The 14,781-nt window shown below is 58.1% G+C and carries 10 protein-coding genes; 7 read left to right on the forward strand and 3 right to left on the reverse strand.

Translation table 11 applies throughout. The features are described 5' to 3' along the window. Positions 1–9: 9 nt before the first annotated feature. Positions 10–1,026, reverse strand: a complete 1,017-nt coding sequence (locus tag PAT9B_RS09485; protein ID WP_013509040.1) for a lipoate--protein ligase A — start codon at positions 1,024–1,026, stop codon at positions 10–12. A 244-nt stretch (positions 1,027–1,270) separates the two neighbouring features. On the opposite strand from PAT9B_RS09485, the gene PAT9B_RS09490 reads away from it, so the two are divergent. After that, positions 1,271–2,383, forward strand: coding sequence for a beta-propeller fold lactonase family protein (locus PAT9B_RS09490; RefSeq protein ID WP_013509041.1), 1,113 nt, complete (start codon positions 1,271–1,273; stop codon positions 2,381–2,383). A 76-nt stretch (positions 2,384–2,459) separates the two neighbouring features. Here the strand turns inward: PAT9B_RS09490 and PAT9B_RS09495 are convergent, their stop codons facing one another. Next, complete coding sequence (locus PAT9B_RS09495) at positions 2,460–7,037, reverse strand: ATP-dependent helicase (protein WP_013509042.1); 4,578 nt, start codon at positions 7,035–7,037, stop codon at positions 2,460–2,462. Positions 7,038–7,138: 101 nt separating this feature from the next. On the opposite strand from PAT9B_RS09495, the gene PAT9B_RS09500 reads away from it, so the two are divergent. Further along, the gene (locus PAT9B_RS09500) at positions 7,139–7,690 is read left to right on the forward strand and encodes a YbhB/YbcL family Raf kinase inhibitor-like protein (protein WP_013509043.1); all 552 of its coding nucleotides are present in this window, start codon (positions 7,139–7,141) and stop codon (positions 7,688–7,690) included. Between the two features lie 102 nt (positions 7,691–7,792). Here PAT9B_RS09500 and PAT9B_RS09505 read toward each other — a convergent pair whose 3' ends face one another. After that, entirely contained in the window at positions 7,793–8,629 is an 837-nt protein-coding gene (locus PAT9B_RS09505; RefSeq protein WP_013509044.1) for an IclR family transcriptional regulator, read from the reverse strand. Between the two features lie 325 nt (positions 8,630–8,954). Between PAT9B_RS09505 and PAT9B_RS09510 the strand changes: the two genes are divergently transcribed. The 5 genes from PAT9B_RS09510 to yiaK all read left to right on the forward strand — a co-directional run bounded on the left by PAT9B_RS09510 (position 8,955) and on the right by yiaK (position 14,771). Then, positions 8,955–10,481, forward strand: a complete 1,527-nt coding sequence (locus tag PAT9B_RS09510) for a sugar ABC transporter ATP-binding protein (RefSeq protein WP_041525946.1) — start codon at positions 8,955–8,957, stop codon at positions 10,479–10,481. Positions 10,482–10,503: 22 nt separating this feature from the next. Beyond that, the gene (locus PAT9B_RS09515) at positions 10,504–11,604 is read left to right on the forward strand and encodes an ABC transporter permease (RefSeq protein ID WP_013509046.1); all 1,101 of its coding nucleotides are present in this window, start codon (positions 10,504–10,506) and stop codon (positions 11,602–11,604) included. After that, positions 11,601–12,701, forward strand: coding sequence for a substrate-binding domain-containing protein (locus PAT9B_RS09520; RefSeq protein WP_013509047.1), 1,101 nt, complete (start codon positions 11,601–11,603; stop codon positions 12,699–12,701). The genes PAT9B_RS09515 and PAT9B_RS09520 overlap by 4 nt, the downstream gene beginning before the upstream one ends. Continuing rightward, complete coding sequence (locus PAT9B_RS09525) at positions 12,701–13,528, forward strand: SMP-30/gluconolactonase/LRE family protein (RefSeq protein ID WP_013509048.1); 828 nt, start codon at positions 12,701–12,703, stop codon at positions 13,526–13,528. Before PAT9B_RS09520 ends, PAT9B_RS09525 begins: the two co-directional genes overlap by 1 nt. A 244-nt stretch (positions 13,529–13,772) precedes the next feature. Further along, positions 13,773–14,771, forward strand: a complete 999-nt coding sequence (yiaK, locus tag PAT9B_RS09530; protein WP_013509049.1) for a 3-dehydro-L-gulonate 2-dehydrogenase — start codon at positions 13,773–13,775, stop codon at positions 14,769–14,771. The last annotated feature ends 10 nt before the right edge of the window (positions 14,772–14,781 follow it).

Raw genomic sequence — 14,781 nt, forward strand, 5'->3', positions numbered from 1 at the left:
GCAATCTGCTCAACGCAAGCTGGCAAGCAACCATTGCCCAAGTTGCGCCAGTTCGGTTTGCTGTGCGGGAAATTCGCTTTCCAGACGCATCAGTTGCGCAGCCACGGCTTCCGGGCGGTAGGCGATGCCGCTCAAACGGGTTGCCAGTGTTTCCAGCGGTGCCGGGTTGAGACTATCGGTAAAGATCTGGCAGCGACTAATGCTGCCGCGTTCGATGTCGAAATGGATTTCCACGCCGCCCCAGGCAAAGCGCTGATCGAGCAGGTGAGAGAAATCCGGTGCCTGGCCGAAATTCCATTCCCAGCTGCTTTGTTTGGCAAATTGTTCAGCAAAGCCGGGCAGGTCAGGTAGTGCCTCAGGGGAGATAAACTCGGGTTGGCACTGATCCTGATAGTAAGTGAACCAGGCTTGCGTGACGGCGTCACAAATTTTTGCATAGCTGATATCCGGCATCAGCTCGACCAGATTGGCGACACGTGAGCGCACCGAGGTGATGCCTTTGGCCTGCAATTTTTTGACGTCAGGATTGAGATAATCCGCCAGCCGTGACAGATCTGCGTTCATCAGAAAAGTACCGTGATGAAAACCGCGATCGGGCGTTTCGCGGTATGCAGAACCAGAGATTTTGCGGACGTCGCCTGCTACATTCACCACAATATCGTTACGGCCCGACGCCTCTGCGCTGACACCCAGGCTTGCCAGCGCCTGGAGAATAATGGCGGTCGAGACGCTTTTATCGTATTCCGGCTTGCCGGCCATAAAGGTAAAGCAACAGTTACCCAGATCGTGAAACACGGCACCACCGCCACTGCTGCGGCGTGCCAGTTTGATGTGATCTTCTGCCATACGTCGGGTGTTGCACTCTTTCCACGGATTTTGCGCGCGCCCAATCACGATGGTTTCCGCGTTTTGCCAGAGAAACAGCACGCGCTGGGTGGTCGGCATCTGGCGGAAAATACAATCTTCCACCGCAAGGTTAAACCAGGGGTCGTTGGACTGGGACACCAACAAGCGCAAACTCGACATTCGGGACTCCATTGCCATCATCATTGCCCTGATGTTAAGCCATCCGCCACCAGTGAGCCAGTGCACAATCCTGGATTAAACTTTTTAAGTTAATAATCAATAACCCATTGAAATAGTACGCTCTTTGGCAGGATGCCCAAAGCGAGTCAGGCAATCACACATTACCCGGTGACCTTTACGCCACTTATATCTATAGGCGGTTAAGCGGCCTGTGTGGGGTTGCTCCTGAATCACGGAGATAATAATGAAAATTGCTCTACGTCTGGCGCTCCTCTCTGCGCTGACATTTAGTGCGCCCTTGCTGGCGCAAACCTTTGTTTATGTATCCGAAGCCAGTGACGGCAACATTGCCCGTTACAGTCTGAATGAGAAAACCGGTGCGCTGACCTTACTTGGACAAACCTCCGCAGGGGGGAAAGTGATGCCGATGGCGCTGAGTGCCGATCATCACCGCCTGTACGCTGCGATTCGCAGTCAGCCCTTAAGGTTGATGAGCTGGACAATTGATGCGCAAACCGGCGATTTGTTGCAGGCCAGCGAAACCCCAGCCGCAGCCAGTTACCCTTACATCAGCACCGACAGCCAGGGGCGTTTCCTGCTGGGTTCCTCCTATGATGGCGATGTGGTGCATGTCTATCGTCTGGCGGGTGACGGCAAGGTCATTGCGCCACCGGTCGCAGCATACAAAACCGGCCACGCGGCGCACTCGGTGATCAGTGATGCGACCGGCCGCTCGGTCTATGTCGGCAACCTGGGGACGGATCGGGTGCTGCAACTCAATCTTACTCAGGACGGCAGCCTGACACCGATTGGTGAGGGATACGTGGAAACTGAGGCCAACAATGGCGCACGCCATTCAGTGATGTCACCGGATAACCGTTATCTCTACAACATTGGTGAGATGGGCGGCATCATTACCCAATTCCAGCGTCAACCCAACGGGGCATTGAAAAAGATCGCCGAGTGGCCCAACGCGGTGGCCACGCAATACCATCTGCAACAGGGTCGCGAGCGCCTGGCTGATTATAACGATCCCACGCCTCGTATCTGGTCAGCGGATATTCGTATTACCCCCAACGGCCGATTTTTGTACGTGACGGAACGTACCACCAGCACGGTGTCGGGTTATCGCATTAATAAAGAGGACGGAAAATTGACCTTAATCGGCAGCTGGCCGGTAGAAAAACAGCCGCGCGGGATTGCGATTTCGCCCGACGGGCGCTGGTTGATTGCCAGTGGAGAGAAAAGCAACGTCACCGGCAGCTACGCCATCAATCGACGCAGCGGAGTGCTGAAACATGTCGGCAGCGCACCCGCCGGGGGAGATGCGAACTGGGTAACGGTGGTGAGCTACTGACTTTCGTAGCGGCGCGATTTATCGCGCTGTTTCGTGCGCGATGCATGAAAAATCCGCGCGATAAATCGCGCCGCTACTAGCCATACCAACTGTACCCCCGTGGCACGCGGGAAAACCCCGCTTCTTTTAGCGCGGCCAGCAGCGGGGATTGCCCGGCGGGCTGATCGTCAACCCGTTCGAGGGTAAAACTAAGGTGTTTTTCCCGTTTTAGCGCCGCGCCCAGCGCCAGCACCGCCGCATGTTGCTCATCGAGCGTAGCGGCAGACGCAAAGGTCATCAGTTCCTTACCCCCTTGCGGCAGATACAACAACACACGACCATGGCCGATCACCACCAGCGCGCCATGGCGGCGGGTGGGACGATTCCCGGCCAGGCTCAGGGGCCACGGCAATTGCACGCCGAAGGGGTTGGCGGGATCGAGTACAGCAAGGGCAACCGGGCTGCCGGTCAGACGTTGATGACTGGCGAGTTGGCGCAGGCGGTCAATCACCGTGTGGTCGGCGAACTGTGCAGCGCCCATACCGGCCACAAAGCGTCCGCGCAACACGCGCCCGCTATCTTCCAGGCCACGCAGTACCGGTTGCAACGCCGGGAAACCGCCGGGTACCTGTTCGGCAATGGCGGCACCTCGACTCACCACAGCAAAGCGATCGAGCATATTTTCCGTCAGCGCCAGGGCGCGTTCAGTGTCGGCAATCGCGGATCGCGCTAACAACGACCAGCGTCCCGCCATGCTAGTGAGACCAGGGCCACTGGCAATCCGGCTGGCAGGCGCGGCGTATCCGGCATGTCCCCGGCGATGACGGCTGGGACGAGCCGGGCGCGGGCGTGGCGAGTTGACATGACCGGTGACACTGCGTAACGCCGACCAGGTATCGGTGGTGAGATAACCGCGCCAGGCCAGATCCCACATGGCTTGATAAATCAGTGCCGGGTCGGGGCTGTCTTGCGCGAGGCGCGGGATCAGTTGGCGCACAAACCAACCGCTACCGTCCTGCAACAGCGTCAGGATCTGATGTTGTAACGGTGTCAGCGCGATGGTCTTGCCTTCATCCGCAGGCGGTAAGGTCTCGGCGGCATACTCGCTCAGATGTAACGATACCAGCCCCTCAGCGGCACCCGGTGCGCGTTGGCCATGCCACACCACTTCGCCACTGGAGAGCAGCTCATCCAGCATCGCCGGTTGATAATCACGCACCCGCACCGGGAGGATGTGTGTTTCCCAGAGCGCGGCAGGCAGGGCAATTCCCGCCAGTTGTTCGATCACGCGTACCACGCCGTTGACGCCACTAAAAGCCCCTTGTGTCTGGCGGGCGCTGGCATCGCTGACGACCCCCTGACGTTCCAGCAGCAGTGCCACATAGACCGCTGGATCAACCGGTTTGGTGGCGTCACGTGCGGCCTGAAGTGAGCGCAGGCGCAGGCGACGAAACACATTTTCTGCCACCCATTGCGGCTCTTCATCGTCTGATGGGGTGAAATCACCTTTGATGACTTTGCCCTGTTGACGCAGCTCCCCCAGCGCATCGGCCACCACGGCGACACCCAGGCCGAAATGGTGAGCGAGTTCAGAAGCAGTGAATAACGCATGGGTACGGGCATAACGGTGCAGCAGGTCATACAAGGGGCGCGTCACGGGCTGGAGCAACGCAGGCGGCAGGGTATCCGGCACGTGGCATCCCAGCGCATCGCGCAGACGCGAGGCATCTTCTGCCAGCGCCCAGCGTTGCTGGTCGGCAATGCGCACGGAAAAGATGCGCTGCGCCAGTTGTAAGGCTTGCAAGCCCTCGGCCAGTGGTGCATCGCCACTATAGCGGAGCGCCAGTTCTGCGTCGGTTAACGGACCCACTTCGCGCAGCAGGTCCGACAGCGCTTCAATGCTGGTGGCGTGATACCCGGCAGGCAGGCGCTGCAACTCTTGTTCCACGCGTGCCACCAGGGTGGTGTCCAGCAGCTCACGCATATCCACTTCGCCGAGTAGTCTCTTGAGCAGCTTGCTGTCCAGCGCCAGCATGGATGCGCGTCTCTCTGCCTGGGGAGCATCGCTGGCATACATAAATTCCGCTACATAACCGAACAGCAGCGGCGCAGCAAAGGGAGAGGGGGATTCGGTGGTGACGTCTGCCAGTTGGATTTCACCCCGTTGCAAACGCGCCATCAGACGATGCAGGGCGGGAAGATCATAGACATCCTGCAAACATTCACGGGCGGTTTCGATCAGGATGGGAAAATCATCGAATTGGCGCGCAACTTCCAGCAACTGTCCGGCGCGCAATCGCTGCTGCCATAGTGGCGAACGCTGGCCCGGATTACGGCGTGGCAACAGCAGGGCGCGGGCGGCACATTCGCGGAAGCGGGCGGCAAATAGCGCGGACTGACCAACGGCATGGTTCACCACCCGTTGCAGCTCATCGGGTGCAAACAGGAACAGTTCCGCGCCCGGGACACGGCCATCGCTGTCGGGAAAACGCGCAACGATCCCGTCATCACTGGCTACGACGGCGGGATCGATGCCCATCACCCGAGCAATCCGATCCGCCACCGCCAGCGCCCAGGGCGCATGCACGCGTTGACCATAAGGCGAGTGCAGAATCACGCGCCAGTCGCCGGTTTCATCCCGGCAACGTTCAATCAGTAGTGCGCGGTCAGTGGGGAGTACACCAGTGGCCTGATGTTGTTCGGCGATCAGCGTCTGAATATTATGCCGGGCATGCTCATCCAGCGTGTCGGTCAGCGGCGCGCCCTGATCCACTTCACGCAGAAAGCGTCCAATGGCTTCACCTAATGCGGCAGAACGGCCCACACCTTCGCCATGCCAGAATGGCAGACGCGCTGAGCGTCCGGGGGCGGGCACCACCACCACCTGATCATGGGTGATTTGCTGGATACGCCAGGAGGTGGCTCCGAGGGTGATGATGTCGTTAACCCGCGATTCATACACCATCTCTTCATCCAGCTCACCAACGCGCCGCGCGCCGGTTTGTTCTTCGCCCTCCGGCAACATGACGCTGAACATGCCGCGATCCGGGATGGTGCCGCCGCTGGTGACAGCCAGATGTTGCGCACCCGGACGGCCGCTCAGGGTATGGTTGTGCCGATCCCAGATGATGCGCGGGCGCAGATTGGCGAATTCATCCGCAGGGTAACGCCCGGAGAGCATATCCAGCACTGCCTCAAAGGCTGCGCGTGGCAACGCCCGGAAAGGGTCGGCGCGGCGTACCAGCGCAAACCAGTCATCAACCTGCAACGTCTCCATCGCCGCCGCAGCCACGGTATGTTGGGCCAGCACGTCCAACGGATTATGGGGCGGGGCAATCGCATCCAGCTCGCCAGCCAGCATCGCCTCGACCGTCACGGCAGTGTCCAGCAAATCACGCCGGGTGCGTGGCCAAAAAATTCCTTTTGGTGTACCGCCCACCTGATGCCCGGCGCGTCCGACGCGTTGCAATGCGCTGGCAACCGACAGCGGTGCCCCGACCTGAATCACCAGGTCGATATCGCCCATATCGATACCCAGTTCGAGGCTGGAGGTCGCCACCACGCATCGCAGCTCGCCTGCTTTCAGGGCGTTCTCAATCTCCAGCCGTTGTTCCTTCGATACTGAACCGTGATGCGAGCGGGCAATCAGGTTATCGGGCAGTTGCGCGCGTTTTTCCGTGCCACCGGTAAAAGACCCATAGCCAAAAGCGGCTTCCGGTTCGGTCGGCTGCTCGCCCAACTGACGGGCATAGCGTTCATTCAGTCGCGCGGTGAGTTTTTCCGCCAGCCCGCGCGAGTTGGTGAACACCAGCGTGGCCCGGTGACGGAGCACTTCGTCAAGGATGCCCGCTTCAATATGCGGCCAGATTGATCCGGCGGCCAGGGTGCCATCCTGTGCCGCCTGGGCATCGGGACGCTGCTGGATATCGGTCATATCCGCCACGGGTACGGTAATGGTGAGTTGCAACGGCCGCGTGGCCGCTGGATTGACCACCAGGGTTTCACCCGCGCCACCGAGGAAACGCGCCACGGCCTCGGGCGGGCGCACGGTCGCGGATAACCCGATACGTTGTGCCGGCTGCGCCAGTAACGTATCCAGTCGTTCCAGACTGAGCGCCAGATGGGAACCGCGTTTGCTGCCCGCCACGGCATGCACTTCATCGACGATCACCGTAGATACCCCGCGCAGCGTTTCACGTGCTTTGGACGTCAGCATCAGGAACAGCGATTCGGGTGTGGTGATCAGAATATCGGGCGGACGACGTTGTAACTGCGCCCGTTCGGCACTGCGTGTATCGCCCGAACGCATGCCTACCTGCAAGGCGATTTCCGCTTCGCCCTGCTGGCGGCGTTGTGCTTCCACGCCTGCCAGCGGCAGTTGCAAGTTGCGTTGCACATCGGCGGCCAGGGCCTTCACCGGTGAAATATACAGGATGCGGGTTTTATGGCTGCGGGCAACGGTTGCTGGCTGGCTGCGTTCACGGAATAGCGCATCGATGGCATGCAAAAAGGCGGCGAGGGTTTTGCCCGATCCGGTCGGCGCAATCACCAGGCAATTTTTAGCGCTGGCGATGGCCTGCCAGGCTTCAACCTGGACGGGCGTAGGCGCAGCAAAGGCCGCCCGGAACCATGCCTGGGTGGTGGGTAAGAAGTGTTGAAGGGCTGCGTCTGACATCCGGTTTCCCTGATTTCACTGGAGGTGCGTTTTGCAGTGTAGCGAAAGCGAGCGTATATACTTGTTTCTTTGGTCGGTTTTTTCATCAACAGGAGTGAATGATGGTTATGCTTAAGCGCGCGCTGATGTTGGCGCTGTTGCCTGCCTCGGTGATGGCAGCCCCGATTTTTACCTTACAGTCGCCCGATTTTACCGATAACGCGATGTTGAATAAGGAGTTTGCCGGAAATGCGCAGGGGAATCCCTCCTGTACCGGGGAAAATGTCTCACCGGCACTGAGCTGGTCAAATGCGCCCGCGGGCACGCGCAGTTTTGCGTTGATGATCACCGACCCGGTGGGTGGCAAAGGGTTAGGGGTGACGCATATGGTGGCCTATAACATCGCGGCCGATCGCAGCGCCTTTGCACAGGGCGAACTGGCGAAAGGCGTTGGTTATACCGGTGGGAAAAACTCACCCGGCACCAACCATTACTACGGCCCATGCCCGCCAGTGGGGAGTGGCATACATCACTATAACTTTGTGCTGGTCGCGACCGATCTACCCGCCAACAGCTTACCGGCCGGGCTGACCCATGATGCACTGGTCGCTAAACTGAAAGGGCATGCACTCGGCGCCGCGACGATTGTAGGGCGCTTTACCAACGACCAGTAGCGGAACGTCATCTCATGCGTAGCGGCGCGATTTATCGCGCGCTTTTGACCTTTGGGGTGTAAAACCTGCGCGATAAATCGCGCCGCTACGGTACGGATTTTTTTACGGTAACGTGCACGCCTTTTGCGCTACCACGTATCCCAGCTCCTCCGAAATCGCACGGGCGGTGGCGACCACCGGACCCATCAGCTTTTTCACCCCGATCTGTTGCAGCTTGGCGGTAGGCAGTGAAATCGACACCGCATAAGGCACCCGTTGCTGAATATCGAACACCGGGGCGGCGATACAGGAAACACCCAATTCATTCTCTTCGCGATCCATCGCTGTTTGCTGCTGGCGGATGGTTTTCAGTTCTTCCATCATCTCCGGTAGCGTGGTGATGGTGTTTTTCGTCAGTTGCTGAATGCTGTCCTGATGGCTTTGCCAGTAGTGGGCCGGGTACTCTTCGCTGCCCCAGGCCATAAAAATCTTACCCATTGCCGAACAGTACAGCGGCATGTGCTGACCGATATAGGCGCGGGTACGCATCATCCCGGTGGTCGGCTCCAGCTTATAAATCAGGATGACGTGATCATCTTCGCGACTGGAGAAGTTCACCGTTTCGCCGACTTCCAGATTCAGCCTTTCCAGATGCGGGGCGGCAACATGGATGATGTTAAGGGAGGAGAGCGCCTTCTGTCCGACAGAGATAAACTTGGTGGTTAAACGGTAACTGCCAGGCGAGGGGGCCTGGGTGACATAGCCGCTGCTGTGCAACCCCTGCAACAGGCGATGCACGGTACTTTTGTTCATCCCGGATAACTCAGAAAGATGGGCCAGCGGGCAACCGTTTGGGTAGTTGCTCAATAATTCAATCAGTTGCAGCCCACGAAACAAGCTCTGCGTTCCCAGTGGCTTGTCACTCTTCTCTTCCTTCGCTTTCGCTACTTTAACCACCATCCACGCTTCCTCTTAGTTTTCCCACTCCGATAAAAGAGCAGTCGCCAGATGTTACCCCATGCACTTCAGCCTGGGAATCTTTCGCCAGGTTTAGTGTGACTTTTGGTGAAAATCCACCCGTTGTGGAAGTGAGTGATGCATCACAAATCCACAACATTAATTATAACTAACTGTTTTAAAACAAAATATATCCTCACCACTTCTTTGCTTTTCCGGCGCGCCAGGAATAGTATTTTTTGGAATCGTATTTCGCATGTTGAAATTTAGCGGTGTTTTCATGCTGTCGCCGCTGTTGATGCTCACCAGGAGTTTGCAGGAGGCGGTAATGCAGCATAGCCCGGGAACACCGGTTCTTACTCTGAGCCATATCACCAAACGCTTTGGCGGTAATCCCGCCGTCAACGATGTCAGTCTTGAAGTCTTTCCCGGCGAGGTGGTTGCCCTGCTGGGAGAAAACGGTGCTGGAAAATCCACGCTGATCAAAGTGCTGGCCGGGGTGTACAACCGTGATGAGGGCGATATCCGCTTTCATGACGCCAGCATCGCCTCTGCCGCCAGTCTGAAAACCGCGACCCGGCAGCCGATCGCCTTTATCCATCAGGATCTCGGGCTGATCGAATGGATGACGGTGGCTGAAAATATGGCGCTGGTGATGGGCTTCACCCGTCGTCTCGGCTTGATTGACTGGCGAGCGGTGCGCGAACGTTCGCGTGCCGCCCTGATCGATGTTGGCATCATGCTGGACCCGGATGCCCGGGTGTTTGAATTGTCACGTACCGAGAAATCGCTGCTGGCGATTGCGCGTGCGGTGGCGGTCAACGCCGAAGTGCTGGTGCTGGATGAACCTACCGCCTCGTTACCGGCCAATGATGTGCGTCACCTGTTTGAGGTGATCAACCGACTGAAAAGTCGCAAGGTCGGCATGATTTACGTTACTCACCGCCTTGACGAAGTGATCGAAATCGCCGATCGCATCTGTGTGATGCGTGATGGTAAGCGCGTCGCAGAGGGCAACACCGCCGATTACCAGCTACGCGATCTGGTGGAGATGATCGTTGGCGAAGCGCTGGAGGGCAATCAACGTCAACCGCTACCGGCAGCGAGCAAACCGGTGTTGGTGTTGGATCAACTCTGCATTGATGAAGTCGGGCCGGTCAGCTTCAGCCTGCAAGCGGGCGAAATGCTGGCGTTGGCCGGATTACGCGGTGCCGGGCAAGAGGAGATAGGCCGCCTGTTGTTTGGTCTGCGCCAGGCCACCGCTGGCAGCATCCGCTTTCGTGATCAGGCTTATCGACCGCAGGCTCCCGATCAGGCGATGGCGGCGGGTGTGTCGCTGGTCGCGGGCGATCGTACCGGTGAAAGTCTGGTGATGTCGATGAGCGTGCGCGAGAACCTGTTTCTCAATCCCTGTGCCAGCGGCCATCGGTTGCTGTCTCGCTACGGACGTCGCGCCGAAATCGGGGCCAGCTGGTGGAAAGTGCAGCTGTTCGATGTCCGTCCCAAAGACGTCAATCTCGACATCAGCGCCTTATCTGGCGGTAACCAACAGAAGGTGGTGATGGCGCGCTGGATGCATCTCAATGCGCCGCTGCTGATTCTGGAAGATCCCACTGCTGGCGTCGATGTCGGCGCGCGCGAAGAAATCTATCACCTGCTGAATAAAGCGCTGGTCGATGGCGTGGCGGTACTGGTGATTTCCAATGACCTCGAAGAGATTGCCCACATCTGTAACCGCGCACTGGTGTTTAACCGTGGTCAGGTGGTGGGTGAATTAAAAAATGAACAGGTGACCTTTGCCGGTTTGCTGGAGCTGGCCTCTGCCAGCAGCGCTGCCCCATTAACCACCGTCTGAAAAGGAAGGCAGGAGAAAAATCATGTCGAAAACATCCGTAAAATCCACCGCACTGGAGCAGCGGGTCAGCCTTGCGCAGCACGGCTTCGCCCCCTGGTCGATGCAGATTATGACCCGCTACGGCCTGCTGCTGTTATGTGTGGTGTTAACCCTGTTGTTCTCGCTGCTGTCGCCATCGTTCGCCACCATGCTGACCCTACAGGCGATCCTCGCCAGTAAGGCAAAAATTGCGCTGCTGGCGCTGGCGGCGACCTTGCCGATGATCGTCGGTAAGATCGACCTGAACGTCGGTTTCGGCATTGTGCTGTGGCATATCCTCGCGATTACCCTCCAGGTGGAGTACGGCTTCTCGTGGCAGATGGCGGTATTGACGGTGCTGGTGATCTCGGCGCTGTATGGCTTGCTGAACGGTATCCTGGTAGCGCTGGCCGATATCGACAGCTTCGTTGCGACGCTGGGTTCCGGCACCGTGCTGTACGCCGTGGCACTGTGGCACTCCGGCGGTCGGCAAATCGTGGGCGATCTGCCGGACGCCTTCAGCGCACTGCATCATACCGAACTGTTTGGCATCCCCATCGGCGCGTTTTATGTGCTGATCGTCGCGCTGGTGCTGTGGCTGATCACGGAACATACCCCGTTGGGCCGCTGTATGTACGCGGTGGGGGGGAACCCAACGGCCGCCCGTCTCAACGGCATTGCGGTGAATAAATACATCATCGGCACCTTTATCGCTTCCAGCGTGCTCACCGGTTTCAGCGGTGTGCTGATTGCGGCTGAACAGGGCGTGGGCCAGGCCAGCGTCGGGATGGATTATCTGTTACCTGCGCTGGTGGGGGCCTTCCTCGGGAGCACCACGATCCGCCCGGGACGGGTTAACGTCTGGGGCACGGTGGTGGGGATCGCCATCCTTGCCATCGGTATCGCCGGTATCCAGCAATTCGGTGGCGATTTCTGGGTTGAGCCGTTGTTCAACGGGGCCACGTTGTTGTTGTCGATTACGCTTGCCGGTTACGCCCAGCGTCGCCGCATGCTGAACCAAAAAGCCGTGGTGCGCAGTCAGAGCGCACCCACCTCTGCACCTGACCATAAACAAAAAACCATTACACCAGGGAATTCATTATGAAAAATCAGGCATTGAGTCTCACCCTGGCCGCCATGCTGGTGGCCTCCGCTTCCGCACAGGCTGACAGCTACCTGGATCAGGCCACGGCGGCAGTGGCGAAAGCCACCGCCAGCTCCAGCAACTGGGATGGGCCGACCACTGGCCCTAAACTGCAACCGAACAAAAAGATCATCTTTATCGCCTCAGACATGAAAAACGGCGGCGTGCAGGGGGTGCAGCAGGGGATGAGTGAAGCGGCGAAGGTGGCAGGCTGGAAACTGGAAACCCTCGATGGTGGCGGGTCGGTGAAGGACCAACTCGCTGCGCTGAATCAGGCGATTGCCCAGCGCCCGGATGGCATCGTGATTGGTGGCTGGAACCCGAACGTGGCAAAAATTCCGCTAAAGAAAGCCAAAGAACAAAACATCGTGTTAATGGCCTGGCATGCCGAACCACAGCCGGGACCGATTGCGAAATATGGCGTGACGGACAATATCACCTCCGATTCGAATGATGTCGCACGGCTGGCGGCGCAATATGCCGTGGTGAAATCCGGGGGTAAGGCGCAGGTGTTGATCTTCACTGACTCGCTGTATCAAATCGCGCTGGACAAGGCCAACACCATGAAGCAAGAGATTGAGAAATGCAGCGGCTGCAAGGTGGTGGAATTTATCGATACACCGCTGGCAGATACCGCCAACCGTATGCCCTCCATGACCTTCAGCCTGTTGCAGAAGTATGGCGATCATTTCCAGTATGCGTTGTCGATCAACGATCTCTATTTTGACTTTATGGCCCCGGCGCTGAAAACCGCGGGTAAAGGGGGCAGCAATGCGCCATTCAATATTTCTGCCGGTGACGGTTCCATTTCGGCATTCCAGCGCATCCGCAATGGCGACAGCCAGATTGCGACGGTGGCCGAGCCGCTTAAGCTGCACGGCTGGCAATTGCTCGATGAGTTCAACCGCGCCTTTGCCGGGCAACCTTCTTCCGGTTATGTCACTCCGGCGCATCTGATTACCAAAGACAATATCGCCAATGACGGTGGCCCGGAAAACAACTATGACCCGGCGAACAACTATCAGGGGCACTACAAAACCATCTGGGGCGTACAGTGATGCAGTTGGAAAAACTCTGTTCTCCCGCTATCTGGGCCGAAGGCCCGGTATGGCTGCCACAGCAAGATGCGGTGGTGTTCAGCGATGTCAAAGGCAACCGGATGTTTCGCTGGCAGCGCAACGGCGAACTCAGCCTGTGGCGTGCCAGCGCCAACTTTGCCAATGGCAACGCGCGTGACGGTGAAGGGCGGGTGGTGAGCTGTGAACATGGTCGGCGCGGCATCAGCCGCACCGAACATGACGGTAGCGTGACGCTGTTGGTCGATAAAGTAGAGGGCAAACGCTTTAACTCACCGAATGATGTGGTGGTGCGTTCTGACGGCACCATCTGGTTTACCGATCCGCCCTACGGGATCATCAATGATGAGGAAGGGTATCACGCGCACAGCCAGGTGATCGGTTGTTACCTGTACTGCTTCGATCCGGTCAGCGGGCAGCTCAGCATTGCCGCCAGCGATTTGCAGCGTCCCAACGGTCTGGCGTTTTCGCCCGACGAAAGCCTGATGTATGTCGCCGATATGTCGATCGTGGATTTCCCCACGCTGGGCCGCCGTCAATTGCGGGTCTACAGGGTGGAGGGACGTGAACTGGTGGCGGGGCAATTTTTTGCCGAGGTCGCACCGGGTTTTCCTGACGGTTTCTGTGTCGCAGAAAACGGCGATATTTACTGTAGCTGCGCCGACGGGGTGATTATCTTCGACAGCAGTGGGCGGACGCGCGGCAAAATCCCGCTACCGGAGCGGGTATCCAACTGTACGCTGGGTGGCCCGCACGGTAACGAACTGTATATCACCGCCACCACGTCGTTGTATCGGGTGCGTTTGTAACGGAGCGATAAATCGCGCCGCTACCGATCGGGGCAGGTTCCTCTGTCCCGGCTTCCCCACGCCTGAAATCTGGCCGATTTGCGGCCGATCACAAAAGTCGATCAAAGTTTTATTTGATTGATTTTTAACGATAAATTTTCCTGCCATTTCTTTGACTCGCCTTTGCTTTCGCCATACGATTTATTTGGAACGACATTCCAACATATGAAATATAAAGCGTAGCGCTGGGGAGACAGTTGCCGTTATGAGAATCAGCTATCAGCAGTTATATGAAGAATTCCTGCGTGTCTTACTGAGTCGCAAGGTACCAGAGGAGAAGGCTACCGCCTGTGCCGCCATGTTTGCCGAAACCAGCCTGAATGGCGTCTATTCCCACGGCGTGAATCGTTTTCCCCGATTTATTCAGCAACTGGATGCCGGACATATCGTGCCCGCTGCCAGCGCCAGCAAAGTGTTGTCACTGGGCGCTATCGAACAGTGGGATGCGCAACGCGCCATCGGCAATATCACCGCGCGCAGCATGATGGATCGCGCCATCGAACTGGCGACCGATCATGGTATCGGCCTGGTGGCCTTGCGCAATGCTAACCACTGGATGCGCGGTGGGAGCTATGGCTGGCAGGCGGCCGAGAAGGGGTATGTCGGCATCTGCTGGACCAACTCGATTGCGGTGATGCCGCCGTGGGGCGCAAAAAACTGTGCTATCGGCACCAACCCGTTGATTGTTGCGGTGCCGGGTGAACCCATCACCATGGTGGATATGTCGATGTCGATGTTTTCCTACGGCATGCTGGAAGTGAACCGTCTGGCGGGCAAAACCCTGCCGGTCGATGGCGGTTTTGATAACGACGGCAACTACACCCGCGACCCCGCCACCATCGAAAACAACCGCCGCATTTTACCCATGGGTTACTGGAAAGGCTCTGCGCTGTCGGTGGTGCTGGATATGCTCGCCACGCTGCTCTCTAACGGCGCGTCGGTCACCGAGGTGACCGAAGACAACGGTGACGAATTTGGTATTTCGCAGGTGTTTATCGCCATCGATGTTGATCGCCTGATTGACGGTGCGACCCGCGACCACAAGTTGCAACGTATTCGCGCCTCAATTACCGGTGCCGAGCGTGCCGATAGCCAACAGGCGGTGCGTCTGCCGGGTGAACGTTTCCCGCTGCTGCGCGAAGAAAACCAGCGTCTTGGCATCCCGGTGGATGAACGTGTCTGGGCGCGCATCCAGGCGTTGTAACGGAGGATAA

This window comes from Pantoea sp. At-9b (genome assembly GCF_000175935.2).
Lineage (GTDB): Bacteria > Pseudomonadota > Gammaproteobacteria > Enterobacterales > Enterobacteriaceae > Pantoea.

Coding starts and splice junctions, on each gene's coding strand:
- PAT9B_RS09485 (WP_013509040.1), bottom strand. CDS start 1,026: ATGTCGAGTTTGCGCTTGTTGGTGTCCCAGTCCAACGACCCCTGGTTT.
- PAT9B_RS09490 (WP_013509041.1), top strand. CDS start 1,271: ATGAAAATTGCTCTACGTCTGGCGCTCCTCTCTGCGCTGACATTTAGT.
- PAT9B_RS09495 (WP_013509042.1), bottom strand. CDS start 7,037: ATGTCAGACGCAGCCCTTCAACACTTCTTACCCACCACCCAGGCATGG.
- PAT9B_RS09500 (WP_013509043.1), top strand. CDS start 7,139: ATGGTTATGCTTAAGCGCGCGCTGATGTTGGCGCTGTTGCCTGCCTCG.
- PAT9B_RS09505 (WP_013509044.1), bottom strand. CDS start 8,629: ATGGTGGTTAAAGTAGCGAAAGCGAAGGAAGAGAAGAGTGACAAGCCA.
- PAT9B_RS09510 (WP_041525946.1), top strand. CDS start 8,955: ATGCAGCATAGCCCGGGAACACCGGTTCTTACTCTGAGCCATATCACC.
- PAT9B_RS09515 (WP_013509046.1), top strand. CDS start 10,504: ATGTCGAAAACATCCGTAAAATCCACCGCACTGGAGCAGCGGGTCAGC.
- PAT9B_RS09520 (WP_013509047.1), top strand. CDS start 11,601: ATGAAAAATCAGGCATTGAGTCTCACCCTGGCCGCCATGCTGGTGGCC.
- PAT9B_RS09525 (WP_013509048.1), top strand. CDS start 12,701: ATGCAGTTGGAAAAACTCTGTTCTCCCGCTATCTGGGCCGAAGGCCCG.
- yiaK (WP_013509049.1), top strand. CDS start 13,773: ATGAGAATCAGCTATCAGCAGTTATATGAAGAATTCCTGCGTGTCTTA.